This is a genomic window from Armatimonadota bacterium (assembly GCA_018268395.1).
GTDB lineage: Bacteria > Armatimonadota > Fimbriimonadia > Fimbriimonadales > Fimbriimonadaceae > JAEURO01.
Window position 1 is genome coordinate 233,789 of record JAFDWQ010000001.1, and the last position, 24,971, is coordinate 258,759.

A 24,971-nucleotide genomic window follows, 5' to 3' on the forward strand; every position below is an offset into this window, starting at 1 on the left:
CCGCGGCGTCCGCCTTACAGGTGGACGCCGCGCTCTTGGAGTTCCATCTCGCGGGTCTTCGCCACGATCATGTACTCGTAGACCGACTGCAAGGCCGCGTAGGTCGTCCCTGCCCGGCCGTCTAAGAAGCCCCGTCGCCCCAGGTACAGGTAAAGGAACTTGACCAAGGGCCTCGCCGGCATCCGGTAGAACAGCTCCTTCTGGTGGAAGCGGCGTTGGTGAAAGTCCTTCTCCAAGAAGGCCTTGGCGACCGAGAACGGGACGTTGTTCTTTCGGTTGTCCATGATCTGTCGGGCTTCAAGCGTGCTGTACCTGTTGTGCCGCTCTAGCCAGAACGAGAGGCCCTTGCTGAACGGATAGTGCTCGAAGTGGCCTTCGCACTCTCCGGTCGGTCCGTCGAAAACGTGGACAGGGTTGATGACCCTCTCATAGCGGACTTTGTCCGGTCGGAACAATCGGACGTTATAGGGCGACTGGGCCGTGTGCCTCAGCCACTGACCCATCAAGAAGTCCTTGCGCAGCATCCGGAAACCCACGTACGGGCCAGGATCGGCAAGGGCCTTGGCCATGCCGGCGACCAGGCTCGGAGTCACGCGCTCGTCGGCGTCGCTGTGATAGACCCAAGGATGTTTGAAGGGGACGTTCTCCATCGCCCAGTTCCGATGGACGGACTCCGTGTCGAAGGCCCGCAAAGTGACCGAGGCCCCCTTTTCCCGGGCGATCTCGACCGTCCGGTCGGTCGACACGGAGTCGAGGACATGAACGTCGTCCGAAAACGTCAGAGAGTCGAGGCAGCCGGGAAGGTCTTGCTCCTCGTTCTTCGTGTAGACCAGGACGGAGACCGGCAAGTGTTCAGGCATCACGGATCACTCGGGGCTTGAGCGGTCGGCAGGGGTTCCCGCCGCAGACGGTCCACGCTGGGACGTCCTTGACGACGACGGCCCTCGCCGCGACGACCGCCCCTTCGCCGATCGTGACTCCGGGCCCGACGAAGCACTCGGCGCACAGCCAGGCGTCGGCGCCGACGGTAATGGGCTCGGCGTAAAGCTGGAAGTTCTTGCTTTCGTAATCGTGGGTTCCGGCGCACAAGTGGACGCCTTGAGAGACCGTCGCTTTGCGGCCGATGGTGATCCGGGCCATGTTGTAGACGGTCACATTGTCCGCGACGGCGGCGAACTCTTCCATCTCCAAGTTCCACGGCGCCCAGACGACCGCTTTGGGAAGCACGTTGGCCCCCTTCCCGATCTTCGCTCCGAACGATGTCAACAAAAACCGCCTCCAGCCGTGCAGGGGTCGCGGCGAGGTCCGGAACAGGAGCGACCTGACGATGTTCCAAGCCAATCGTTTGAGCCTGTTAGAAAGGCTGAAGCTAGGTCCGGTGTAGGGGTCGTTCCCTTGAAGGATGTCAGACATGGCTCAGTCGATGTCCCTTCCGTTCTTCAACGCCTCGATGAGGCTGTCCGCCGCTCTTTCGATCTCGAAGTTCGCTTCGAAACACTGCCGTGCTTTGGCGCAGGTTTCGTGCCGTTCGTCGGCGTTCAGGGCGAACCAACGGTCCAGGGCCCGGTCCGTCCCCGCTTGGTCGTCGGGCTCGACGATGCCCGCGCCGGCGGCTTCGATCTCGCGCCAGATGTTGATCTTGTCGGAGATCACGACCGGCGTCCCGCAGGCGAGCGCTTCAGCGACGACGATCCCAAAATTCTCCTGGTGGGACGGAAGGACGAAGGCCTCGGCCGTCTTGTACGCCCCCCATTTCGCGTCCCCCGTCAACATGCCGGGCCAGACGATCCGGTCCGCGATCCCAAGGGCCGCGGCCTGGGCCTGAAGCTTCGGGGTCAAGCCCGTCTTGTCCGGCCCCGCCATGACCAGGACGAGTTCCGGGATCTTCCGGGCCCACCGGGCGAACGCGTTGACCAACAGGTCGCACCCTTTCTTTTCGTGGATCCGGCTGAGATAGAGAAGGACCCGTTTGCCGCTGAGTTCGGGACGGGAGTCGACGAAGGCCTTCCCCATCGCGTCAAGGTCGCCCTTCGGCCCCGGGGTGCCGTATTGGACGACACGCTCGTTGACCTTGTAAGGACGGAAGGACTTTCGGGCGAGGATCTTCTCCTCCTCGCTCGTGAACAGCACGGCCGCCGCGTCTCTCAAGACAGGGTACATCCCCCAGGCCCAATACAAGTTCTTACGGAGCTTCTTCAAGGGATAGGCTTCGTTGAACCACGGGTCCAACATGCCGTGGGTGAACACGAAGTACGGCGGCCCCCCGCCCCGAAGAGCCCTCCACGTCCCGAGACTGTTGTACTGCCAGAGGCCGTTGACGACGATCGCGTCGAACCGTCCCTTGTTCTCCTGCAGCCATGGCACGAGTTTCGGCGAAAAACTGTAGCCCCCCTTGCCCGTCCCCAAGACGTGGAGCGGCAGGGGGAACTCACCGAGCCAGGGCTCGTCCGGCCCGTCGAGGCAGGCGACTTCGACGTGGTGTCCCTTTCGGACCGCCACCGCCGCGAGCTGCTTGATCCCTTCGATCGGCCCGCCTTGGGCAGGATTGACCGAGCTGATCACGTGCAGGTACCGCATGGCTCCGTCGGATTCTGACATCCGGAGGTGGCTAGAGCTTGGCGATTTCCTTATGGACGAGCCGTGCCCATCCTCGGAGCGACCGTTCCGAGCCGCCCGTGTCCCCGCTTCCGAGCATCCACTCCCGGACGGGAATGCTGAACCCGGTCTTCGGCCGGTCTAATACGGCCGCCGGCAGCGGCACGGCGGGAACACGGGCGAGTCCGGATTTGTCCGGCTCTTGCTCCGTACCGAAGTAGGGCACCGTCGCCCGGAAGAAACCGACGTCGACGAACGGGACGCGGATCTCCAAGGAATGGGCCATGCCCGCCCAGTCCGAGTCCCTCAAGAGCCTGTTGCGCATGTAGACCTGGAGTTCGAGGGCGGAGACGCGGGACCGGTCGCACTTGAGGTTTTCGACCAGTCGGTCGAGCCGGATCACTGTTTTCAGCTCTTCCCACCCTTCCCGCACCATGTCCGGATCCATGATGGCGGGAAGCTCCCAAGGCATGAACATGCCTCTTCGGAGCAGATATGCGCCGCCGTAGGTCGATCCGTACTCGAGTAGGCCGGCGTATTTCGGCGACGTCATCCGTCCCATGAGGCTCGCTGAAACGATGCGGAAGGCACGGCCCAACCAAGGCATCGACTTCGCCGTCTTGAGCGTGCTCACGAGCCGGGGGATCTGCGAAAACGAGCTATACCCACCGAGGACTTCGTCGGCGCCGAGGCCCGAAAGCGCCACCTTCATGCCGAATTCGTGCGTGACCTTACTCACGTAGTACGTGTTGAGCCCGTCGACCGACGGCTGGTCCATCGCGAGGACGATCTTCTCGAAATCCGAGCGGAAGTCGTTGCCCACGACGTGCCGCTTCAAATGCTCCGAGCCGTATTGTTGCGCGACGATGGCCGCGAGCGGGAGTTCGTCGTCTTCTGTGCCCTGGTACTCCTGGAAGCCCAACGTGATGCTCTTCGGCGGTTCGGCGTTGACTTCGGTCCCCACCGCCAACAAGGTCGTCGAGTCGCGGCCGGCACTCAGGAAGACCCCGACGGGGACGTCGCTGACGAAATGGTGCTTGACGCTGTCGAGGACGGCGCACCTGAGCGCCTCTTGGGATTCGCCTGGCGACTGTGGCTTCGCCCGGCCTTCCAAGCGGGCCAGTTCGTTGGAAACGTCGAAATACGTCCTCGCGTCCCGGACGCCGTGTTCGTCGACCCACATCGTCGAGCCTGCGGGCAGCTCTTTGATCTCCCGATAGAGGGTGTACGGTTGGGGCATGTTGCCCCATGTGAAGAACCCGACGTGCCCGGCCGGGTCCGGCGACGTGTCGAGGAGGCCCGTCGAAAGAATGGCCTTGACCTGGGACGAGAACACGAGTGAGCCGGCTTGCCGGCCGACGTACAGCGGCTTGATCCCGAAGTGGTCGCGGGCGAGGAACAGACCCTGCCTCTTTCCGTCCCAGATCGCGAAGGCGAACATGCCACGGAGCCGGTCGCACATGTCCTCTCCGTAAACGGCGTACAGGTGCAGGAGCACCTCGGTGTCGCTGCCCGTCTTCAAGACCCGGCCCTTGGACCGCAACAGGTCTTGAAGCTCCCTGTAGTTGTAGACCTCTCCGTTGAACGTGATCCAGAGTTGTTCCTCTGGAAGGCTCATCGGTTGTGCACCTGCCGGGCTCAGGTCGATGATGGCGAGCCTGCGGTGGCCGAGGATCACGCGGCCGTCGTCGTTCGACCAGACGCCTTCGCCGTCCGGACCTCGGGCCAGCATGGCGTCGCAACCGGCTTTGATCCGGCTACAGTCCGGCGGGCGCGAGCCCCTACCGTAGCTGAACGCCCCTATGATCCCGCACATGGTCGCCCCCTATGGCCCAGCCTCCTCAGTCCGCACCCGCCCGATGGCCCTCGGTAGCCTGTGCGACGTCGACGTGGCCTGATCGATCCATCATGTACCATCGTCGGTCGAATTCGTCCAGTTTTGTCCGTTTACCCGCAGAAATGGGGTCAATCTTTGGGGCCCTGGCCATCGTCGGCAGGGGTCGTCACTGGCTTCGCATAGATGAACGGGGCCTCCCGGACGCGCCGCGTCAAGCCCTTCGCGACCAACATGATCGGCAGGACGGAGCCGAAGAACCATAACGGGGACTGGAGGCACAGGAGGACGTGGCCTTGGGTCGTCGCTTCGGAGAACGTCCAGGTCTGCAGGAAGATCAAAGCCGCGACGTAGGCGTTCCGCTTGAGTTCGGGCCGGAACATGAGCCTGTACACCGTGAAATAGGCCAACGAAGCGAGGAACGGCAGCCAGAACGCCCCGGCGTATTTGAAGCAGTAGAACCCGTCCGCTGCGATCCCGAGCGTGATCTGGGTGTAGTAATCGGACTCTCCGACGAGGCCGTCGCCGAAGTGGGCGATCGTGTTACTCGTCCCGAACGCTTCCTTTTGCGGGTTCAAGAAACGGGGCAAGAGCATGTAGAAACCGCTGATCGCGGTCTCCGGCCCGTTCGCGCCCCGTTGCAGCACCGCGTTCACGATATTGTCCGTCGCGTTGATGACGGAATACCGGTCGAGGGTCGGGATCTTGCGGCCGTAATAGTACATCCGCTGCATCTGCCACGGCATCTGCGGCTGGAGTTGGCCTTCCTTCTCCCGGTACTTGCCAGGGTTCAGCGCGACGTCGCCGAGAAGCGCGCTCGCTTTCGCGACCCGTTCTTCGAGGCTACCGATACGGACTTCGCCCTCGCCGCGGGCGTACAGCGCGTAAGGGAAGATGATGAACTGGAGCACGTACGCCGCGAGGCCGATCGTGACGTAGTGCCACAGTCGGAGCTTGAATCGGAAAGCGATGAGCGTCAACAGGAACGCGACGACCGCGCTGACCGAGTCCTGACGGCCGGCGCCGAGGATCCCGAAGGCCATGGCCGCCAAGATCGCACTGACGTTCCAGACGCTGGCGCACCGGCGGCCGTTGGACACCTTGATGACGTGGGCGGTCGAGAACGTGACGGCCAGGGTCGTGAAGAAACCGAACTGCCGCAGAGGGCCCACGAAGCCGCCGATATAGGCGCCGCCCCCCGCACCTTCGTACACGCCGAACTTCTGGAGAAGGAACATGCGCGCGATCGAGATGATCAAGAAGATGATCGCCATGAACCCGAGCCGTCGGACGTCTTCTTCAGGTTCGAAGATCGCCCGGACACGCTCGACGCGGAACAACTTGTAGATCAGGGCCGCCGACAAGATCCCGAGCGCCGCCAGGTTGTAGACGAACATCGTCTGGACAGGCTGGAGCAACCTGTCCGTCGCGACCTGCAGGAAGAACACCTTCGCGACCTGCGATACGACGACGTGCTGCATCATCATGACCGCGACGCTGATCCCAGGAAGCGTCCAGAACCCTCCGACGACTTTGATCGCCAGCGAACTCAGGATGATGTACGTGGACACGAGGGACGCGAACCGCGGGTCTGTCCCCGTGACGACTTGCGCCACGAACAAGATGACGATGAACATCGAAAGGGCAACGGTCCAAATGGAGACCCGCAGCCCGGCTGCGGCCGATTTGCCAGTTTCCAGCGCGGCCGAAGACATGTCGTTCCGTACGATTCTACTCTCCAGATCGGTTCAAGACCGGAGGCTCGTCACCTTAAACTTCGAGAACAGGGCCGCTCGGCACCCTTAGGGACGACTTTCCGGTCAGGTCCTCGAACATGGTCGCGACCATGTCCCCGTAGTACGACCAGCCCTTCATGTCCTTGGCGCGCGTCAGCGCGGCCTGCCCCATACGGTCCCGCAAGTCCGGGTCGTCGGCCAATTGCTGGAGACGGGCCGCCATCGCCTCGTCGTCGGCGACCGGAACGATGAACCCTTCGACGCCTTCGTCGACGAGCATCTCGCCACCCGTGTTCGTCGTCGCGATGACGGGAGCGCCGCAAGCCATCGCCTGGCTCAGGACAAGGCCGTATCCGTCCTCGACGCTCGGCAGCACGAAGACGTGGCACCGGCTCATGTAACCCGGCAACTCGCCTTGGGGCAAGTGCCCGAGAACGTCGATCTGCATCTTGCCTTGCGCCTCTTCAAGGACGGGACGGATGTTCGGCTGGACGTTCCCGATCACCGTCAGCTTCTTCTTGGGGTGTCGCACGGCTTCAAAGGCACGGACCAGGTGCGGCGTTCCCTTGCGGAGCGAGCACAGGCCGACGTACAGGACCTCGAACGTCTCAGGGTCGGGCCTGTCGACAGGGCGGAACCGCTCGGTGTCGACGCCGTACGGGATCAAATGAAGCTTGTCTTCGGGAAAGCCCTCTTCTAAGAACGAACGGTACGCGAACTTGGACGGCACCGTCACCGCGTCGGCCAGGTCGTACTCTTCGCGTTCCCTTGCGATCATCCGGTCGTCGATCGGTCGGAGCGGGATCCCTTCCCTTTTGGACTCCTCCTGCAGGACGCGGTTCTGATAGGCGATATGGGAACACGGTCGGTCCAGGACGAACGCGGCCCCTCGGCTTTGGGCCGTCCTCCCGGTCAAGAGCGACGAGCCGTCCATGCCCATGAAGACGTCGCACTCGGGAAGGCTGCCGCGGGTGAACCAGTCGAACAGTGACCGGTCGAAGTACTCCAGTTCCCGTCCGACCGTGATCGAGATCAGTCGGTAAATGAGGTGGAAGTGCGGATAGAACCGGAGGTAAGGCGCCAGTTCCTTTTCGCGCCGAAGTTTGAACCGGGGGTATCCGGTCAAGATCGCGGCGAGCATGCCCCGACGATGAAGCTCCGTGGCAAGCTCGAAGAAGTGGTATTTGGAGGGTGAACTGATGACGGCCCGCATGCGGTTATCGAGGATCCTCCATAGTGGCAGACTCGTCGTCTTTGGGTCCAGGCGCGGCCGAGCGGCGGAGGCCGGGGACAGGAGGCGTCAAGACCTGGGCCAAAAACGTCTTCGGGTCTTCGTGAAGCAAAGACCACGATTTCTGCCAGACGAAGGCGAGCATCACCGCTTCACCGATCACCATCGCGACCGCCACACCGACGAGGCCCGCTTGCTTGACGAGGGCCGCGGCGAGGGCGAAGACGCCCGTCGTCGTCGCGATGAACACGTACGCCGTGGACTGGTGCTTGTTGATCGACAGCGGGACGGAGGAACTGACGCCCCAAAGGCTGCCAAAGAGCGTGACGACGAGCAGCAGCCCGAGCAAGAGCGGATCGAGACCTTGGATGGTCGTCCACTTGGCGAACACCCAGGGCCCGATGAAGAAAAGCACGACCGAACTCGGGGCAACGATCCAAAACGTGATCTGGATCGACTTCCGGTGCAAACGGCGGGCCAGGCCCAGGTCTCCGGCCCCGACCGCGCGGGAGAGCTCCGGCCAGACCGTGTTCCCCAGGGCGGTCGCAGCCTGAAGGACCACCCGGGTCAGGGTCCGGAGCGGACCGAAAAGGGCCGTGGCGGCCGGAGATAGGAACGCGCCGACCAGGATCAAAATCCCCTGGATGCTCATCGCGTACCCCAGGTTGAACGCACTGAACGTGAGGGCCGGCCCGACCATCGGTTTGAGCGTGTCCTTGCCGGCATACCGCCAACCCAGATAGAGCCACGGTGCGATCCTTCGGTACCAGGCCCAGAACGAGAGGTACGTGACGACTTTGAACACGATCAACGTCCAGGCGTAACACCATGGATCGCCACCGGCGACGACGACGACGATGCCCGCGACGACCTCGCACAGGCGCATCACGTTCATGAAGAACACGTTCCTGTCGAACATGCCGATCGCTTTGGCGACCGAGTCGATGAGGCTCCCCTGTTGCGCGACCGCGACGCTCAGGAGGAGGACGGTCAGGATGCTCAGGCACTCGCGGGGCGACAGGGTGAAATTCTTGAACCACTGGTCGAGCGGCGCGACGAAGCACACGACCATCGCGACCCCGACGACCCCGACCGTGAGGACGGTCGAGAGGAGCCACGCCGTCTGGAGGACCCGCAACGCCTCGAGGCGCTTTCCTTGGGCGACCAGCATCGTCATGTCGCTGCCCGCCGTGGTCCCGAATCCGAAACCCGACATCGACAAGTAGGTGGGGATCGAACTCAGGAACAGCCACTCTCCAAAGAGGTCTTGACCCCAGTAGCGCATGAACAGGGGCACGGTCACGACGCCCGACAAGAGGGTGACGACCTGCCCGAACCCGTTCGCGGCCACGCCGCGGACGATGCGTTTGACCAGCGAACTTCGGGCTTCTCCGTCGCTCATGCCGCTACGTCCGGCTTGGGGAGGGTTCGGCTGGCCATGCTCCGCTACAGGGTGGTGAGTCTACCGAATGGCCGTCCCTGTATAATCGACCCGCCCGACCTTGGCCGCCATGTTGAAGAACATCGTCCTCCTGCTTCGGCCGAAGCAGTGGAGCAAGAACGTGCTCGTCACGGCGGCATGGCTTTTTTCGGGCCGCTTGACCGATCCGGACGCTGCCTTTAAGGTGTTCCTCGCGTTCGTCGCGATGACGGCGGCGAGTTCGACCGTTTACATCGTCAACGACGTTCTCGACGTCAAGCGCGACCGGAACCATCCGACAAAGCGGAACCGGCCGATCGCGAGCGGGGCCGTTCCGGTCGGGCTCGCGCTCGCTTTCGCAGGCGTGACGTGTGCGGTCGCCCTGACGGTGGCGTGGTCGTTGAACAAGTCCAGCTTCTTGCTCGTCGCCTTCTACGTCGTCCTCCAGACCGCGTACAACTTGAAGCTGAAGTCTGTTCCCATCCTCGACGTCTACGTCATCGCGACGGGGTTCGTCCTGAGGGCCGTGCTTGGCGCGACCGCCTTGTCCGTGGCGATTTCCGGCTGGTTCCTTTTCTGCACGGGCGCGCTCGCGCTCATGCTCGGGTTCGCCAAGCGCCGACACGAGTTCCTGCTCCTTGGTGACGCCGTCGGTCAAAGCCGGGAGAGCCTGGCCCACTACACCCGGCCGGCCCTCGACGCCCTCGTCACGGTCTTCGCCTGCGGCGCCGCGATGTGTTACGGGATCTACACCCTCGAGAGCACGACGGCGTCCGAGCACCCTTCGATCATCTTGACCGCACCGTTCGTGTTCTACGGCATCACGAGGTACCTGCTCCTGGTGTTCAAAAAGGACGAGGGCGGCGAGCCCGCCGACCTGCTCTACGGCGACCTTCACATCGCGGGAAGCGTGGTCTTGTTCATAGGGTCCGCGGTCCTTGCCATGTCGGGCCTCACCTTGCCGTTCTTAGAACAGTGAGCCGGCTTTCCTGCCGGTAGACTGGTCGGACCGCATGGAAACCGTGCTCCTTTGGATCATCGTCGTGCTGGGCGCGTCGCTCGTCGTCCTGGCTGCGGTGTTCGTGAACGTGGCCCGCGGTCTCAAAGCGTCGTTGGTGCGGCTGGAAAGCCGGGTGCAGGGCCTTCAGGCGGATTTATCGGCCCAACAGGCCAACTTGGACGCCGTCCGTGCCGTATTAGAGAGGAAGCCCGACGACCCCTTCGCCGAGCTGTTCGAAACGGTCCGGGGAATCCGTTCCCGAGGACTGCTTCCGACGGTCGCCTTCGTGGGTTTCAAGCTGTTTCGGTCATACTTGACCGGAAGGAAACGCCAAAAGGCGCTTCCGTCGATGAAAGAGAAACGGAGTGACGAATGAACAATAACGACGACAAGAACGCTTTGGTCTACCTGTTGGCCGGGTTCGGTCTCGGCGCCCTCGTGGGAGCGCTGGCGGGCCTCCTGTTCGCCCCGAAGAGCGGCACCGAAATGCGCGAAGACCTGGGCGGCCGGATCAAGGACCTGAAGGGCAAGACCGAAGACTGGATCGCCGAGCAGCGCGCCAAGCGCGGCCCGATGAAGAACGCCGAAGAGCTGGGCGCGTAGGCCCGGACACGGTTTTGACGCGGGGTGCACGTCTCGAACCTGCACCCCGCCTTCGTTTTTCTCCCGACGCTCCAAGGTAACGTAGCCGCGTGAACGCGTGGAGGATCGCGCTATGGCTCGGAATCGTCGTCCTGATCCTAGGCTTCCTCTGGCTGGTCCGCGGTGTCCTTCCGCCTTTCATCCTGGCCCTCGTCATCGCCGTCGTCCTGGAACCGGTCGTCAAACGTCTCCGTAAGCTCGGCGTCCCTCGTCCCCTCGCGGTCCTCTGCGTCCTCACCGTGTTCTTCGCTTCGCTCGTCGGCATCGGCACCCTGCTCGGACCGTACGTGTCGGCTCAATACGGTCAGGCCAAAGAGCAGGTCCAGACGCTGTACAACAAGATTTCAGCGACCGACCCCGATCAGGCCATGGCCGAGATCGATCTGACGCTCAAACGCTATGAGCCGACCCTTGTCCAGCTCCACCTCCCGACGACGCGACAAGAGATCGTCGCACAGTACGTCGATCCCAACCGCGACCAGATCACGAAACAGGCCCAACAGTTCGTCACGGGCGGTGTCTTCAGCGTCCTCGCCTTTGCCGGGCAGGCCTTCATGTTCCTGCTGACCCCGGTCTTCGTGTTCGGCTTGTTGATTGACTTAGAGAGCCTCAGGATCGGTGTCGCCAGGTTCATACCTCCCTCCATACGGGCCGGGACGATCTCGCTCCTCGGCGACATCGGCGACGTGTTCCAGAAGTACCTGCGGGGTCTAGTGACCACGATCGTGCTCTATACGTTCGTCATGGGCGTCACCCTCGGCATCGTCGGGGCGCCGTACTTCATCGTCCTAGCGGCCGTGGCGGGCGTGCTCTACCTGATCCCGGTGATCGGAGGCGTCATCAGTTCGGTCGTGGTGTTCTTGGTCATCGGACTGAGCGGACAGTCCAAGGGACTCTTGTTCAGCGCGGACAACTCGTGGACGTTCGCGCTTTACTGCATCGCCGTCCTGTTCGTCGTCGGGTTCGCGTACGACTCCATCATCAACCCGCGGATCGTGGGCAAGGCCGTCAAGCTCAATCCAGTCCTCAGTGCGTTCGTCGTCTTCAGCGCAGGGGCCTTGTTCGGACTCCCGGGAATGCTCTGCGCCTATCCGGTCGCGGGTGCGATCAAAGTCGTGCTCGACAGGCTCGTGAGGTTCACCGGATCGACCGAAGGCGAGATCCGGTTGCCCGCGGTGCCGTTGCGCCACAGGCAGGCCCTGGAATCCTAGGTCGGTCCGGATCGAGCGAGCGCCGCCCGCTGCTCTTCGACCTTTCGGACGGCCTCTTGTAGCCCTTCCAACATCTCTCGACAAGCGGTGACCGGGTCGCCCGTGAACGGCCAGACCAACTGGTCCCGGCTCATGTACGCCTCCCGGTGCCCTTGGGTCAAGATCGCGAACACGCGAGTCGACAAGTCGTTGTCCTGCCAGAACGAAACGAGCAGCCGGCCGCCTTTTCCGTCGATCCGCTCGACCTGGAGTTCCTGGGCTTGCAGCCGCAGCCGCATCACGGCGACGGCCGATCTGACCGCGTCCGGAAGCCGACCGTACCTGTCTTCGATCTCGGCTTCGACGGCGGTCAAGGACAACTGACCCCGAGCCGACATCATCTCCTTGTAGTAGAAGAGGCGCTGTCCTTCGTCTTCGATGTACTCCGCCGGGATCAAGGCCTTCACGGGAAGGTCGACGGTCGGCAACGGTGCCAGTCCTTCGAGCGGGTCGCGGAGCGAAGGGTCCTTGCCGCCGTCCGCGAACGTCTTCAAGAACCCGACCTCGCTTTCTATGAGTTGCGTGTAGAGATCGAACCCGACGGCGCTCATCTGGCCGCTCTGCTTCGCCCCTAAGAGGTCGCCCGCTCCCCGGATCTGGAGATCGCGGAAGGCGAGCGAATAGCCGCTCCCGAGGTGGCTGAACTCTTGCAGGGCTCCCAATCGGGACGTCGCCTGCTCCGTCATCGTCTTCGTGCCCGCGTAGAGGAAGTAAGAATAGGCCTGACGGTCGCTACGGCCGACGCGCCCACGAAGTTGATAGAGCTGGGAGAGGCCGAACTTGTCGGCGTTTTCGACGATCAAGGTGTTCGCGTTGGGGATGTCCAGGCCGTTCTCGACGATCGTCGTGCTCACGAGGATGTCGATCTCACCCTTGATGAACCCGACCATGACCGGCTCCAGCTCTTTCTCGTGCATCTGCCCGTGCCCGACCGCGACCGTCGCCGTCGGCACCAGTTTGCGGATTTTCTCCGCGACGTGATGGATGCCGTCGACTCGGTTATAAACGTAATAGACTTGACCTCCCCGCGCCATTTCCCGGAGCACCGCTTCCCTCACGACCTCGGTGCTGAAGGGGCGGACGAACGTCCGGATCGGTAGCCGGCCGGGCGGCGGGTCGTTGATGAGCGACATCGGTCGGATGTGCATCATCGCCATGCTGAGCGTGCGCGGGATCGGCGTCGCTGACAGCGTCAAGACGTCGATGTTCACCCGGATCTCCTTGAGCGCCTCTTTGTGCTTGACCCCGAACTTCTGCTCTTCGTCAATGATCAGGAGGCCCAGATCCTTGAACCGGAGCTCCTTGTTGAGCAAGGCGTGAGTGCCGATGACGATGTCCAACGTGCCGTCCGCCAGCCGCGTCTTCACGTCTTGCCGCTCGGCCGTCGTACAGAACCGGTTCAGGAGCCCGACCTGGGTCGGGAACCCCGCCAGGCGTTCGGCGAAGTTCCGATAGTGCTGCTCGCTGAGGATCGTCGTCGGGCAGAGGACGGCGACCTGTTTGCCCGCCTGGGCCACTTTGAACGCGGCCCGTACGGCGACCTCCGTCTTGCCGAAACCCACGTCGCCGCAGACGAGACGGTCCATCGGATAGTCGGTCTGGAGGTCGTCTTTGACGTCATGGATGGCGGCCAACTGGCTGGGCGTTTCCATCCAAGGGAACGTGTGCTCCATTTCCGCCTGCCACGGCGAGTCGCTCCCGAACGTCGGGCGGACGACGCGCTTGCGCTCGGCGTAGAGGCGGATGAGTTCCCTAGCGAACTCGCGCGCCTCTTCCCTGGCTTTTCCCACGGTCCGCTGCCAGTCACCTCCTGTCAGCCGGTTCACTTTCGGCGGGGCGTCCTCTGGGGCCAAGTACTTCTGGATGCGGTCGAGCTGGTCGGCGGGTACGAACAGACGGTCGGGCGGTTTGTAGTCGATCTGAAGGAACTCCTTCTCGACTCCGTCCTGGATCCGCTTGACGAGTCCCTGGAACACACCGATCCCGAAATTGATGTGGACGACGAAGTCGCCCGGCTGAAGGTCCAGCACCGTCGTGACAGGGAGTCCCTCGCTGAACTTGCGCTGGGGGAGCTTGAGCCGGGCGACACCGAACAGTTCTTGGTCGGTCACGAGGCCGAACTTCCACGCCGGAACGACGAACCCGCCCGCCAGGTTTCCTTCGATCAGGACGAGCCTGCCCTTACCTGCGTCTTCGGGGGCTTGCTCGCCGTCGCTTTCGGAGACGAACAGGTCGACTTGGGCCAGCACCGACTTGGCCCGCATGGGTTGGTCTGTAGAAACTCCGACCTGGACGCCCGCATCGAGCCAGTTCTGAACGGACTTCGTCAAGCCCACGGCCTGACCTCGGAAGGGAGCGAGCGATGCGGCGCCGATCTCCGTTTCCGGGCCGGCCGGAAACCAGGACGGAGCACCGTCCATCGTCAGCGCCAGGCTGCGCTCCGCCACCGAGAAGTGCTCGGGAGGCAGGACGTAGTCGTTGGCCGTGCTCTTCAGGATCTCCCCCCGGGCGGCACGGTGTTCGAGGGCTTGGCCCAGTTCGTCTTCGGCCCGTTGTGCGACGGCGTCGACTTCGAACGGTTCGTCCAACACGAGCAACCCGCTTTCCGGCAACAGGTCGACAGCGCATCCCGAGTCCGGATGGATCAGGGGCCGATAGAGGTCGAGGCGGTCGAAGAACACGCGTTTCCGCAACGCGTCCACGTCCCCTTGAACCGTCTCGCGAAGCCGTTGCGCCGCCTCGTCGGGCAATTGCGACTCTTCGATCGCCAGCGTCCGTTCGATCATGTCGACGACGTGGGCGTCTCCACCGGTCGGAACCATCGTCTCCCGGCTCGGGGCCACGGTCAGTTCGTCGACGCCGTCCAAGGAACGTTGGGACATCGGGTCGAACAACCGGACGCTTTCGACCTCGTCCCCGAAAAACTCGAGCCTGCGGGGCCGTTCGTGACCCATCGGAAAAACGTCCAGGATGCCCCCACGCTTGGAGAACTGTCCGGGAACCCTTACCGGCTCACCGGGTTCGTATCCCAAGCGACGAAGGCTGTCGCAAACCTGATCGATGTCGAACGTGTCGCCGACTTTCACGCTGATCGTGGACTCGCGCAGGTCGTCCGGGAACAGAGTCCGCTCCAGAGCGGCTTGGGCCGTTGCGACGACGATGCCCGGCTCATCGTCCACCAAGAACCTTAAGGCGCCGATCCGGTCGGACAGGGCCACGGTCTCGGGCGAGGCGTCCTCGAACAGGGCGCTCTGACCGCTCGGGAGGAGACGGACGCGATCGGCAGGGACGCCGCAAAGGGTCAGTCGGGCGACCCATTGGAGCGCCCTGTCGTAGTTCGGCGTGACGACGAGGAACTTGTCGGCCGGCCCGCGTCCGCCGTCGGAAGCCAGGTGCCACAAAGCAGCGGTCAGGACCGGTCGTGATTCGGGGGCGGCTTGCGTCCACCGCGTGCCCTTATCGATTCCGGAACTGGCTTCAAGGAACGGGTCTGCTCCCGCGACCCTGCGCGCGAAATCTGAAAGGCGCATGCCTTGGGCAGATTGTACCGACCTAAGGCCGGACAGGCACGGTCACTTTCGGGCTGTGCCGGGCTTCAACACCGCGACGACCGCGGAATGGTCCGAAGCCGACCCGTTCAAGACCGTGCAATCGAGCGGTTCGACACCAGGAAACGCCCAGACGTAGTCGATCCGTCTGACCGGGAGGAATGCGGGCGACGTCCACCCGGTCCCCCTGCCTGCGGCCAGAAAGACGTCTTGGGCCAGCGACGCGATCCGGCCGTACCGCCGCGATCCGGGCGTCATGTTGAAGTCTCCGCACAAGACGGTGGACACCTCCGACGACGCTACCGTCATCAGCTCCTGGGTCACGAGACCGCTTTGCTCCCTACCGACCTCGCCCCAACGGCGGCCCCAATCAAGAGGCGGCCGGTCCAGAGTCTGCTCCGGCAGGTAGCTCGGGGCATGGACGTTCAACACGCGGACCGGACGGCCGTGAAAGTCCACCGTCTGCTCGATCATCGTCCAGGAATAGTCGAACGGCGTCAGTTTGTGGACGCTCTGGTACAAAACGGGCAGGCGGGAACCGCTCGTCCTGCTCCCATCGGAGAGGAACGAGTAATCGGGCAAGAGCCGCTTGAGTTCCAAGGTGGTCGCGATGTCCGTGAGGTCGCTGCACTCTTGAAAGGCGAAGACGTCGATGTCCTGTTCACGGACGATGGCCGCGATGCGGGCCGGGCCGTTCCTTCCGTGTTCGATGTTGAACTGGAGGACGCGCAACGTCTCGTCGCGGGGAGCCGACCGAGGAACGTTCCAGACCGCCTGTCCCGTGAGCACGAAGTACACGGGGAGACAGGCCGCGCCGACCGCGACGTCGGCCCATCGCTTTCGGACGGCGAGCCAGGTCAAGACCACCGTCAAGGGGAAAAGGACGAGACCACCTATGCTCCCGGTCGCCATCGCCACGAACGACGTGTCGTCGTCCCCGAACTTCGCGATGGCCCAGGACACCAAGAAGACGGCATAGACCGCGATCAAGACGGCCCGCGACCGTGGCCATTTTGTCCGCGACTGTGCCATGTGACTTGAATGAACCGCCGGACCGCACGGCCGATTCCCGGTCCCACGGTAGCATTCCCAGGTGGGATCCGTCACGGGACTGGCCGTTTACCCTGTCAAATCGCTCCGGCGCTGGCCCGTGACCGAGGCCGACGTCACTCTCCGGGGACTGGCCTCCGACCGTCGATGGCTCTTCACCGATCCTGACGGCAGGTTTATCACCCAGCGCGAGCACGGCGTATTGGCGACCTTGACGGCGGAACCCACGAACATCGGAGTCCGGTTGACAGGGCAGGGGCGGAACCCGCTCGTTGTCCCGGTACCCCAAGGTCCGGGCAGGCCGGTCACGGTCTGGCGCGACACGGTCGACGCCGTCGACGCCGGTGACGAGGCCGCCCTTTGGGCGAGTTCGGCGGTCGACATGCCCGTCCGGCTCGTCTACATGCCGGACTCGACGGTCCGACCCGTCCATCCAGACTTTGCAGCGTCCGGCGACCATGTCAGCTTTGCCGACGGGTTTCCCCTTCTTCTGGCCAACGAAGCCAGCCTGAACGACCTGAACGATCGGCTCGAGGCCCCGGTCCCGATGGACAGGTTTCGGCCGAACGTCGTGGTGTCCGGCTTCGACGCGCTCGCTGAGGACGGCTGGAAGCGTCTGCGGATCGGCACGGTGACGTTCCGCTCGCCGAAGCTCTGCGGCCGGTGCATCGTGACGACGACGGACCAGGACACGGGAGAGCGGCTCGGAGACGAACCGTTGAAGACCCTCACGTCTTACCGCCTGATCGGACAAGCGGCGATCTTCGGCGTCAACCTGATCCCGGACACGGTCGGAACGATCCGGGTCGGGGACGCCGTCGACGTCTTAGAATGATACGGCCGAAGAGGAGTAGAATCCCTTTATGCCGAAGAGGATCGAGACCGTCGTGCTCCACGACTCGAGCACGCCCGTGATCGGCGATATCGAGAAAGCGGGCCCGGTGGTCTTGACGACCTTGGACACGCTCATCAACCAGGCCCGGGCCAACGCTTTGTGGCCGTTGACGTTCGGTCTCGCCTGTTGCGCGATCGAGATGATGGCTACCGTCGCGAGCCGGTTCGACCTCGCCCGATTCGGATCCGAAGCCTTCCGTGCCACTCCCAGGCAGGCCGACGTCATGATCATTGCCGGCCGCTTGAGCAAGAAGATGGCCCCGGTCCTAAGGCAGATCTACGACCAGATGCCCGAACCGAAGTGGGTCATCTCCATGGGTGCGTGCGCCAGTTCTGGCGGCGTGTACAACAACTACGCGATCGTCCAGGGCGCCGACCAGGTCGTCCCCGTCGACGTGTACGTCCCGGGGTGCCCGCCCTCTCCCGACGCTTTGATCTACGCCGTCATGAAGCTCCAGCAGAAGATCAAACACAACAAGTTCGGTCGGCTGATCGAGCTGAAGCCGCGGACGCTTGAGGAGGAGACGGCGTGAGCTTCGAGGTCTTCCGCGACGTCGCCAAGCCGATCCTGGCCGGATTCGGGATCACGGCCAAGAGAGCGATGACCTGGGGCGAACACCATGCGACCGTCCAATATCCGGAGGAACGGCGGGAGCAGTTCACACGGACCCGTTGGCGCCACGTGTTGACCCGATACGATTCGGGATTGGAGCGGTGCATCGGATGCTCGCTTTGCGCAGGGGCGTGCCCGGCACGATGCATCTTCGTCGAAGCGGCCGAGAACACCGACGAGGACCGCCGCTCGCCAGGGGAGCGCTACGCCGCCCGATACGAGATCAACATGATCCGGTGCATTTTCTGCGGCTACTGCCAGGAAGCCTGCCCGACGGGCGCCATCGTGTTGCGAAAGGACTTCGAGCTCTCCAACTATGAGCGCGAGGACTTCGTGTACACCAAAGAAATGCTCCTCGAACCCGTCCGACCGACGCCTTGACGCCACAGAGCCCCAGCATTTTTTAACGTTTTCCAAGAACATTGACGAAACTTCGCCCGGGCCGGCATATCATCGGGTGTAGGCAGTTGCCTTCGTTGGAGTCTTGTCATGCTCAATGCACTTTTGGCCTTTGCGGCCGACGGTAAAGTTTCGTCGTCTTTCGAATTCTTCCTGGAGTTCTCGGGAAGCCGCTATGCGGTGGTCGAGCGCCAGGTGAACGTCTCGTCCCACGGACTTCAGTCCGCTCCGACCCTCGCTATCGGCAGGGACGGGCGCTGCACCGTCGCCTGGCAAGGGCAGCGGTCGAACCAAGGTCAAGGAGGCGTTCTGGTCCGTTCCTTCGACGCGTTCGGCCGACCTCTGGACACGGAGCGACCCGCCACCTCCGATACGGCGCACAGTCATCTGGCCCCGAGCGCCGTCGAAGTCGACGGTCGGACCCTTGTCGCCCATGAGTCCCGTTATCGGGGCGGCAATAACCTGGACCTCTATCTCGGCGCGACGCGAATGAACGGACAGACCGTCGGAGACCGCCGCGACGTCGTGACCGCGGCTGGGCCCCGTGGAACGTGGGCCGCGGCTTGGCTCGCCGAAGTCGCCCCTGGTGCGACCCGTGTCTTCGTCCGGACGTTCGACTCGAGCGGCCGCCCGCTCGGCCCCGAGCGGCAGGTTTCGGAGACACCCTCAGGACAGGACCTTGTCCCGTCTCTCGTCGCCACCGACGACGGGTTCGCCGTAGCCTGGCAGCGGATTTCAGCCCGTGGCCGCCTTCTGGGCGTCTACGGTCGACTTCTCGGCCCGGACGGTCGAAGGGTCGGACGCGACGTTACGCTGACGGGGCCGTCCGCCATCGAACCGTCTTTGACGACGGCCGGTACGGGCTTCGTCTTGGGCTGGGTCGAACAGTCCGGCCCGAAGACCGTCGTCCGAGGCGCGCGACTCGACAAAGACCTCCGACGAACGGGCGAGACCCTGCGCGTGACCGGTCAGGATGCGGACCAGAACGCCGCGACCGTAGCCGGACGCTCGGACGGCAGGTTCGTCGTCGCGTGGAACAAGCGGTCACCCGCCGACAGGGACGTGTACGTCCAGCCGTTCCTGAGCGACGGACGCCCTTCCGGCCCGGCCGTCAGGGTCAACTCCCAAAGCAAGGGAGACCAGTCGCTCATCGAAGCGTCCGGCAAACGCCAGTTGGCGTACGACGAGACGGGCGTAACGATCGTGTGGTCGCAAGGCAAGTCCGGTCAGGCTCCGAGCTCTGTCCAGATGACGAAGCTGATCGACATCGCGGGACTGGACCGTTCGGTCTCGGCCGCGCTCGCGCCCCGGCCCGAGGACACCGTTGCTCGGTTTGGGGACTCGGATCGGGACAGTCGGACGATCATGCGGTTCGACCGTAAGGCGACGTCCTTCGCCGGGCCGCACGAGCCACCGGTGCAGAACGTCACCCGTCCACAAGACAGGTGGGGCTTCCAAGTCCCGATGGCGAACGGCGGGTTCAACGCCTACACGCAGACGAGCTTCACGCCCCCGGACATGAACCTCGCCGTCGGCCCCGAGCATGTCGTGGTCACCGTCAACGACGGTATCGCCTTTTACACCAAGAACGGGACGTCGACGTACTCGAACAACATGCGGCTGACGAACGGCTTCTGGGGGAGCCTGGCCGCATCGGACAACTTCATTTACGATCCCGAGTGCTTCTTCGACCGAGGCACGGGGCGCTTCTGGGTCATGGCGACGCAGGGGGCCGGGACAAGCGCGGATTCTGCCGCCCTGGTCGCCGTTTCCGACGACAGCGACCCGAACGGTGTCTGGTACACGTACCGCTTCCTGACGACCAGCTTGGCCGGCAACTTCTTCGATTCGCCGAACTTCGGCGTAGACGATCAAGTGCTCTACGTCACCGGTGACGGTTTCGGGATCTCCTCGAACTACCCGGTCTTCTGCATCGACAAGACACCGATGCTGACGGGCGGCAACCCGTCCGTGATCAAGTCGACCACGCTGTCGACGTCGACCCAGTCCGCGGGTATGCCCCAAGTGCAGCCAGGGACCGGTCCGTGGTACCTCGTCGAGCACAAGGAGGCGACCAACAATACGGCGATCGACCTCGTCGCCCTTCGGAACCCGTTGACCACGCCGAACCTCGTCCGGTTCACGCTGACCGTCCCGTCGTACAGCGCTCCCGAAGACCCGCCGCAGAGCGGATCGTCGTCGCGGGTGAACACCTTTGACGCACGGATGTGGAGCGTCAAAGCCGCCAACGGGTTCATATGGGCGAGCCACCACGTGAACGGCTCGCAGGTCCGTGGCCGCTGGTACCAGATCGATCCGAGGGGATGGCCCGTTTCCGGGAACAACCCGGTCGTCGTCCAGTCCGGCGAACTCGATCCTGGAACGGGCGTCCGGTCGTTCTTCCCCGCCATCGCAGCGGACGACGCTGACAACGTCGGGTTCGGATACTCACGGGGCGCGACGAACGAGTTCTATTCGGCCGCCCATGCCTACCGGAACAAAGCGGACGGCGCGGGCACCTCGAAGGGGCACGCGATCGACATGGTCTCGACCGGACCGTACACGGCAGGCCGTTGGGGCGACTATTCCGGCTGTGACGCCGACCCGGCGTATCCCGGTCTCTTCTGGTCGTACGCCGAGTGGTCCCAGGGTTCCACTTGGAACTCTTGGGTCCAACCGTTCTACGTGACCAATGCGATCTGGGCCACTCAACTGACGCTGATCCGAGGACAGGCCGTCAGCGGGTCGGTCAAAGACATGGTCTACGACGACGGCGTCGAAGCGGTCCATAAGAGCTTCGTGCGGGCGACGGCGACGGATCCCTACATCCGATACGAACTGAAGACGCGCACCTTCCGGAAGAACCAGACGAGCGCCAACGTGGAGTTCGCCTATCGCGTCTCTGCACCGGGCTTCAAGCTCCGTACGGAGTTGATGGACACGGCCAGCGGCGTCTGGAACACGGTCGACTACCGTGACGCGGCGACCACCGACTCGGCCTTCAGTGTCAGCGTCGCCAACCCGACGAACTACATCGACCCGGCGACGGGCACCGTCCGGGCCAGGGTCAGCGTCGAGAAAGGCGTGGGGCCTGTGGCGACGAACGCGGTCAATCTGTTCTCGGACAAGTGGAACTGGGTCGAGAACTGATCCGGGAGTGACCGTAGAGGCGGACCGTTCCGGTCCGCCTCCCTTCCTTCGCCTAACCGTTCGTGCGGTTCATGGCGGTGTCGAGGCCGTCGCTCAGCCAGGCCTCGCAAGCTTCCACGGATTTCGCGACGGCCCGGTCGATGTCGGCGCGTTCGTCCGGCTTAAACTTGTTCAGGACATGGTCGACGGTATCGCCCGTTTTTCCGATCCCAATCTTGAGTCGCGGATACTCGTCGGATCCGAGCGCCTGGATGATGGACTTGTGGCCGTTGTGCCCGCCCGAACTGCCCTTCGGCTTCATCCGCACCCGACCGACGTCCATGTCAAGGTCGTCGGCGACGACGAGGATCGACTCTGGGCCTAACCGGAAGTGCTTGGCCAATGTGCCGACCGCCCGACCGCTCAGGTTCATGAACGTCAGCGGCTTGACCAGCACGACAGAGCGCCCATCGATCTGTCCGGCCCCGAACTGAGCTTGAAACCGGTGCGTACGGAGCGCGATCTTGTGCTTCTTTCCGAGCGTTTCGACGACGTCAAAGCCCACGTTATGGCGAGTCCCCGCATATTGGGGGCCCGGATTCCCTAGGCCCACGATCATCGCCTCGGGAGGCGGTTCAGGTCCGGACCGACGTTTGATGAACCCCAAGCCGGGCCCCCGTTGGTTCCGTCGGCCGGGCGGTCGTGCGCCCGGAAAATGCGAGGACGAGGACGATGACGCCCAAAAGTAACCGGTAGACGACGAAGACGCCCGTCGACCGGGTCTGCAGGTACCTCATCAAGAACGCGATCGCCGCATAGCCCACCACGAACGACACGAGAGTCGCGACGATCGTCGGCACCGCTCCCTGATCGAGCAGAGCGTGCCGCTCTTTGATCAACTTGTAAACCCCTGACAAAAGAATGGCGGGGACGGAAAGCAGGAACGAAAAGCGGGCCGCAGACGACCGGTCGAAACCCGAGAACAGCCCGCCCGTGATCGTGCAACCGCTCCTGCTCGAACCGGGGATCAGGGCGAGGCACTGCCACAGTCCGATCACGATCCCGTCTTTGACCGTCACGTCATCGGACGCGCGGGCGTTCTTGCCCGCCTTCTCCGCCCACCACAACACGAGGGCGAGCACGATCAGAGCGGAGCCGACGACGATGGCCGACCGGAACTCGCGGTCGATCCACTTTTCGAGCACAAGCCCGAGGACGACGATGGGGACCGTCCCCGCAGCGATCGCCCATCCGGTTTTGGCCTCGGGGGTGCCCCTCCTTTGCGGATCGCTCAGGGACCCCGCCCATCCGGCAAGCGCCTTGCCGAGATCGGAGCGGAAATAGATCAGCACCGCGAGGATCGTCCCGAGTTGGATGACGGCCGTAAAGCCTGAACCCGCGTCCTTCCAGCCCAGGAACTCGGTCACGAGGTACAAGTGGCCGCTACTACTGATCGGCAAGAACTCGGTGAGCCCTTGGATCAAGCCGTAGACGACGGCTTGGATCAGGCCCAAGGCGACTCCGGCGAAGTCTCGATCCCCAGCGACTTCAACGTGAACCACCGTATCCGGCGAGACGCCGCGCCGTCCCCATAAGGACTGACGGCGTGGGCCATGGCGTCTCGGTCGGCTTTCGAACCGAGGATTCGGGAGGCTTCGCGCATGATGTCGTCTTTGTCCGTGCCGACCAGACGGGCCGTCCCGGCGCGCACCCCTTCAGGACGTTCGGTCGTCTCGCGAAGCACCAGCACCGGGACCCCGAACGTCGGAGCTTCCTCTTGGACGCCGCCAGAGTCGGTAAGGGCCAAGTACGAACGCTCCAAGAGTTTGACGAAAGGAGCATAGTCCGGAGGCTCGATCAGGTCGATCCTGGGATGGCCCGAAAGGACGCTTTGGAGGACCTCTCGGACCTGTGGGTTCCGGTGCATCGGGACGACGAGGAGGACGTCTTCGAACCGTCGCACGGTCTCAAGCGCCGCTTCGGCGATGGCACGCTGCTTGTCGCCCCAGTTCTCCCTGCGGTGCGTCGTCAGGAGCACGATACGACCGTGGTGGTCCGGATACCAAGACTGTTCGGTCTGGCCCGACACTTGCCGGACGGCGTCGATGCCCGTATTGCCCGTGACGAAGACCGTACCCTTCGGTACGCCTTCGCGGTCAAGGTTATCGGCCGCCCACGCGGTCGGCGCGAAGTGCAACGCCGCGGTGAGGGCCGAAGCCCGACGGTTGAATTCTTCTGGAAAGGGGTCCCAGACCGTCTCGGTCCGCAACCCCGCTTCGATGTGGGCGAACGGGATTTTTCGATAGAAGGCGGCCAAGCCCGCGACGAAGGTCGTCGTGGTGTCGCCTTGGGCGAAGACGACGTCGGGCCGGTACCGGTCATAGGCCCCGTCGAGACCCTCAAGGACGCGGGAGGTCACAGAAGCGAGGGACTGTCCGTGCTGCATGACCTGAAGGTCGCGGTCGGCCGTCAGTCCGAACGCACCCAAGGCTTGATCCAGCATTTCCCGGTGCTGGCCGGTCGAGACGACCACGGTGTCGACGACGTCTCGCCACCGTTGGAACTCGAGGACGACGGGCGCGCTCTTGATCGCGTCCGGCCGTGTCCCGACGACGAACAAAGCGACGGGCTTAGCCACGGACCCTCACGATCGCGATCAAGAGCCCACAGAGTGTCAGGGCGATGGCGTAGAGCACCCATACGGCCTGCCGTTGGGTCAAGCCGCGGGCCAATAACGTATGGTGAAGGTGACGCTTGTCGGCCTGTGTGATCGGCTGTCCGCTCGCCGCCCGTCGGATCACGACGATCATCGCGTCGAACAGAGGCACGCCGAACACGAGGACGGGAATGAAGACGGCGAGGGCGGCCGCGGTCTTAAGGGCGCCGACGATGGACAGCGATGCGAGCCAAAACCCGAGGAACTGGGCGCCCCCCGTACCCATAAAGATCCTGGCCGGGTTGTAGTTGTACCGCAGGAACCCAATCGAGGCCCCGGCGGCGGCCGCGGCGATCAGGGCGACGCGAGGTTGGCCCTCATAGGTCGCGATGATCGATAGCGTGCCTGCAGCGATGCTCGAAATCCCGGCGGCAAGCCCGTCGATCCCATCGATCGTGTCCATCGTCTTCGTCACCACGAAGATGTAAAGCGCCGTCACGACGACTCCTGCGATCCCGAAACTGGCCCAAACGGCGTCTTCGGAAAAGGGCGGCCACAGCATGCCCTGGACCTTGACCCGGCCGACTTTGTCGTAAGGCAACTGGACGAGCACGCCCGCAAGGACCAAGTACGCCATCTGAAGCTTGGCGGTAAGGTTCTTCAGGTCGTCGACGGCACCGAGGACCACGAGCACGCCACCGATGGCGAGCATGCCCGACAAGTACGGAGGGAAGGGAGAACGCGGGTAGGTCAGGGGCAGCATGACCGCGAGCGATACGACGACGCCGCCGAAAATGGCGAGTCCGCCCCAGCGCGGGATCGGCTCGGTGTGGACGCGACGGTCGTCCCTCTTGGGGTCGTCCACCGCACCCCGGCTGATCGCGAACTTGCGGACGAGAGGCGTCAGACCGACGGTGACCATCAAGGAGAACACCATCGTCAGCAAGGGGTACTTGAACCCCGACATAGGATCT

General features: G+C 63.7%; 21 protein-coding genes. 8 read left to right on the top strand and 13 right to left on the bottom strand.

The window, feature by feature from the left end; genetic code table 11:
• Positions 1 to 14: 14 nt before the first annotated feature.
• The 7 genes from JST30_01005 to JST30_01035 all read right to left on the bottom strand — a co-directional run bounded on the left by JST30_01005 (position 15) and on the right by JST30_01035 (position 8,798).
• Positions 15 to 860, bottom strand: coding sequence for a glycosyltransferase family 2 protein (locus JST30_01005; protein ID MBS1712893.1), 846 nt, complete (start codon positions 858 to 860; stop codon positions 15 to 17).
• A complete protein-coding gene (locus JST30_01010; protein ID MBS1712894.1) occupies positions 853 to 1,413 on the bottom strand; it encodes a putative colanic acid biosynthesis acetyltransferase in 561 nt (186 codons plus the stop codon). The genes JST30_01005 and JST30_01010 overlap by 8 nt, the downstream gene beginning before the upstream one ends.
• Before the next feature lie 3 nt (positions 1,414 to 1,416).
• The gene (locus tag JST30_01015; GenBank protein ID MBS1712895.1) at positions 1,417 to 2,577 is read right to left on the bottom strand and encodes a glycosyltransferase; all 1,161 of its coding nucleotides are present in this window, start codon (positions 2,575 to 2,577) and stop codon (positions 1,417 to 1,419) included.
• Positions 2,578 to 2,608: 31 nt separating this feature from the next.
• Complete coding sequence (gene asnB / locus JST30_01020; protein ID MBS1712896.1) at positions 2,609 to 4,411, bottom strand: asparagine synthase (glutamine-hydrolyzing); 1,803 nt, start codon at positions 4,409 to 4,411, stop codon at positions 2,609 to 2,611.
• A 149-nt stretch (positions 4,412 to 4,560) separates the two neighbouring features.
• Positions 4,561 to 6,144 carry a hypothetical protein gene (locus JST30_01025; GenBank protein MBS1712897.1) on the bottom strand — a complete coding sequence of 528 codons (1,584 nt, stop codon included), beginning with the start codon at positions 6,142 to 6,144 and terminating at the stop codon, positions 4,561 to 4,563.
• A gap of 55 nt (positions 6,145 to 6,199) precedes the next feature.
• Entirely contained in the window at positions 6,200 to 7,378 is a 1,179-nt protein-coding gene (locus JST30_01030; GenBank protein MBS1712898.1) for a glycosyltransferase family 4 protein, read from the bottom strand.
• A gap of 4 nt (positions 7,379 to 7,382) precedes the next feature.
• Positions 7,383 to 8,798, bottom strand: a complete 1,416-nt coding sequence (locus JST30_01035; GenBank protein MBS1712899.1) for a lipopolysaccharide biosynthesis protein — start codon at positions 8,796 to 8,798, stop codon at positions 7,383 to 7,385.
• Between the two features lie 100 nt (positions 8,799 to 8,898).
• Here JST30_01035 and JST30_01040 point away from each other — a divergent pair, with 100 nt between their 5' ends.
• The 4 genes from JST30_01040 (at position 8,899) to JST30_01055 (ending at position 11,669) form a co-directional block, all read left to right on the top strand.
• Positions 8,899 to 9,795: a decaprenyl-phosphate phosphoribosyltransferase gene (locus JST30_01040; protein MBS1712900.1), complete on the top strand. Its 897-nt coding sequence runs from the start codon at positions 8,899 to 8,901 to the stop codon at positions 9,793 to 9,795.
• 34 nt (positions 9,796 to 9,829) lie between these two features.
• A complete protein-coding gene (locus tag JST30_01045; GenBank protein MBS1712901.1) occupies positions 9,830 to 10,192 on the top strand; it encodes a hypothetical protein in 363 nt (120 codons plus the stop codon).
• Positions 10,189 to 10,419, top strand: coding sequence for a YtxH domain-containing protein (locus JST30_01050; protein MBS1712902.1), 231 nt, complete (start codon positions 10,189 to 10,191; stop codon positions 10,417 to 10,419). The genes JST30_01045 and JST30_01050 overlap by 4 nt, the downstream gene beginning before the upstream one ends.
• A gap of 89 nt (positions 10,420 to 10,508) precedes the next feature.
• Entirely contained in the window at positions 10,509 to 11,669 is a 1,161-nt protein-coding gene (locus tag JST30_01055) for an AI-2E family transporter (protein MBS1712903.1), read from the top strand.
• On the opposite strand, the gene mfd is transcribed toward JST30_01055, so the two are convergent.
• Positions 11,666 to 15,238 (bottom strand): transcription-repair coupling factor, encoded by a 3,573-nt coding sequence (gene mfd, locus JST30_01060; GenBank protein MBS1712904.1) that lies wholly within the window; start codon positions 15,236 to 15,238, stop codon positions 11,666 to 11,668. The two genes, JST30_01055 and mfd, sit on opposite strands and share 4 nt — an antisense overlap.
• Before the next feature lie 42 nt (positions 15,239 to 15,280).
• Complete coding sequence (locus JST30_01065; protein MBS1712905.1) at positions 15,281 to 16,288, bottom strand: endonuclease/exonuclease/phosphatase family protein; 1,008 nt, start codon at positions 16,286 to 16,288, stop codon at positions 15,281 to 15,283.
• 61 nt (positions 16,289 to 16,349) lie between these two features.
• On the opposite strand from JST30_01065, the gene JST30_01070 reads away from it, so the two are divergent.
• The 4 genes from JST30_01070 to JST30_01085 all read left to right on the top strand — a co-directional run bounded on the left by JST30_01070 (position 16,350) and on the right by JST30_01085 (position 21,362).
• Positions 16,350 to 17,141, top strand: a complete 792-nt coding sequence (locus JST30_01070) for an MOSC domain-containing protein (protein MBS1712906.1) — start codon at positions 16,350 to 16,352, stop codon at positions 17,139 to 17,141.
• Between the two features lie 28 nt (positions 17,142 to 17,169).
• Positions 17,170 to 17,733: an NADH-quinone oxidoreductase subunit B gene (locus tag JST30_01075; GenBank protein ID MBS1712907.1), complete on the top strand. Its 564-nt coding sequence runs from the start codon at positions 17,170 to 17,172 to the stop codon at positions 17,731 to 17,733.
• Positions 17,734 to 17,801: 68 nt separating this feature from the next.
• Complete coding sequence (locus JST30_01080; protein ID MBS1712908.1) at positions 17,802 to 18,194, top strand: NADH-quinone oxidoreductase subunit I; 393 nt, start codon at positions 17,802 to 17,804, stop codon at positions 18,192 to 18,194.
• A 108-nt stretch (positions 18,195 to 18,302) separates the two neighbouring features.
• The gene (locus JST30_01085; protein MBS1712909.1) at positions 18,303 to 21,362 is read left to right on the top strand and encodes a hypothetical protein; all 3,060 of its coding nucleotides are present in this window, start codon (positions 18,303 to 18,305) and stop codon (positions 21,360 to 21,362) included.
• Positions 21,363 to 21,414: 52 nt separating this feature from the next.
• On the opposite strand, the gene JST30_01090 is transcribed toward JST30_01085, so the two are convergent.
• The 4 genes from JST30_01090 to JST30_01105 are packed head-to-tail and all read right to left on the bottom strand — an operon-like array spanning position 21,415 to position 24,964.
• Positions 21,415 to 21,960: an aminoacyl-tRNA hydrolase gene (locus tag JST30_01090; protein ID MBS1712910.1), complete on the bottom strand. Its 546-nt coding sequence runs from the start codon at positions 21,958 to 21,960 to the stop codon at positions 21,415 to 21,417.
• A 16-nt stretch (positions 21,961 to 21,976) separates the two neighbouring features.
• Entirely contained in the window at positions 21,977 to 22,855 is an 879-nt protein-coding gene (locus JST30_01095) for an undecaprenyl-diphosphate phosphatase (GenBank protein ID MBS1712911.1), read from the bottom strand.
• Positions 22,846 to 23,979: a UDP-N-acetylglucosamine 2-epimerase (non-hydrolyzing) gene (wecB, locus tag JST30_01100; GenBank protein ID MBS1712912.1), complete on the bottom strand. Its 1,134-nt coding sequence runs from the start codon at positions 23,977 to 23,979 to the stop codon at positions 22,846 to 22,848. The genes JST30_01095 and wecB overlap by 10 nt, the downstream gene beginning before the upstream one ends.
• The gene (locus JST30_01105) at positions 23,972 to 24,964 is read right to left on the bottom strand and encodes an undecaprenyl/decaprenyl-phosphate alpha-N-acetylglucosaminyl 1-phosphate transferase (protein ID MBS1712913.1); all 993 of its coding nucleotides are present in this window, start codon (positions 24,962 to 24,964) and stop codon (positions 23,972 to 23,974) included. The genes wecB and JST30_01105 overlap by 8 nt, the downstream gene beginning before the upstream one ends.
• Positions 24,965 to 24,971: the final 7 nt, after the last annotated feature.

Bases quoted from the DNA above. Each gene is read 5' to 3' on its own strand.
- JST30_01085 (MBS1712909.1), top strand. From the start codon at position 18,303: ATGCTCAATGCACTTTTGGCCTTTGCGGCCGACGGTAAAGTTTCGTCG.
- JST30_01035 (MBS1712899.1), bottom strand. From the start codon at position 8,798: ATGAGCGACGGAGAAGCCCGAAGTTCGCTGGTCAAACGCATCGTCCGC.
- JST30_01015 (MBS1712895.1), bottom strand. From the start codon at position 2,577: ATGCGGTACCTGCACGTGATCAGCTCGGTCAATCCTGCCCAAGGCGGG.
- JST30_01050 (MBS1712902.1), top strand. From the start codon at position 10,189: ATGAACAATAACGACGACAAGAACGCTTTGGTCTACCTGTTGGCCGGG.
- JST30_01045 (MBS1712901.1), top strand. From the start codon at position 9,830: ATGGAAACCGTGCTCCTTTGGATCATCGTCGTGCTGGGCGCGTCGCTC.
- JST30_01010 (MBS1712894.1), bottom strand. From the start codon at position 1,413: ATGTCTGACATCCTTCAAGGGAACGACCCCTACACCGGACCTAGCTTC.
- JST30_01105 (MBS1712913.1), bottom strand. From the start codon at position 24,964: ATGTCGGGGTTCAAGTACCCCTTGCTGACGATGGTGTTCTCCTTGATG.
- JST30_01080 (MBS1712908.1), top strand. From the start codon at position 17,802: ATGACCTGGGGCGAACACCATGCGACCGTCCAATATCCGGAGGAACGG.
- asnB (MBS1712896.1), bottom strand. From the start codon at position 4,411: ATGTGCGGGATCATAGGGGCGTTCAGCTACGGTAGGGGCTCGCGCCCG.
- JST30_01005 (MBS1712893.1), bottom strand. From the start codon at position 860: ATGCCTGAACACTTGCCGGTCTCCGTCCTGGTCTACACGAAGAACGAG.
- JST30_01075 (MBS1712907.1), top strand. From the start codon at position 17,170: ATGCCGAAGAGGATCGAGACCGTCGTGCTCCACGACTCGAGCACGCCC.
- JST30_01025 (MBS1712897.1), bottom strand. From the start codon at position 6,144: ATGTCTTCGGCCGCGCTGGAAACTGGCAAATCGGCCGCAGCCGGGCTG.
- JST30_01030 (MBS1712898.1), bottom strand. From the start codon at position 7,378: ATGCGGGCCGTCATCAGTTCACCCTCCAAATACCACTTCTTCGAGCTT.
- JST30_01065 (MBS1712905.1), bottom strand. From the start codon at position 16,288: ATGGCACAGTCGCGGACAAAATGGCCACGGTCGCGGGCCGTCTTGATC.
- JST30_01090 (MBS1712910.1), bottom strand. From the start codon at position 21,960: ATGATCGTGGGCCTAGGGAATCCGGGCCCCCAATATGCGGGGACTCGC.
- mfd (MBS1712904.1), bottom strand. From the start codon at position 15,238: ATGCGCCTTTCAGATTTCGCGCGCAGGGTCGCGGGAGCAGACCCGTTC.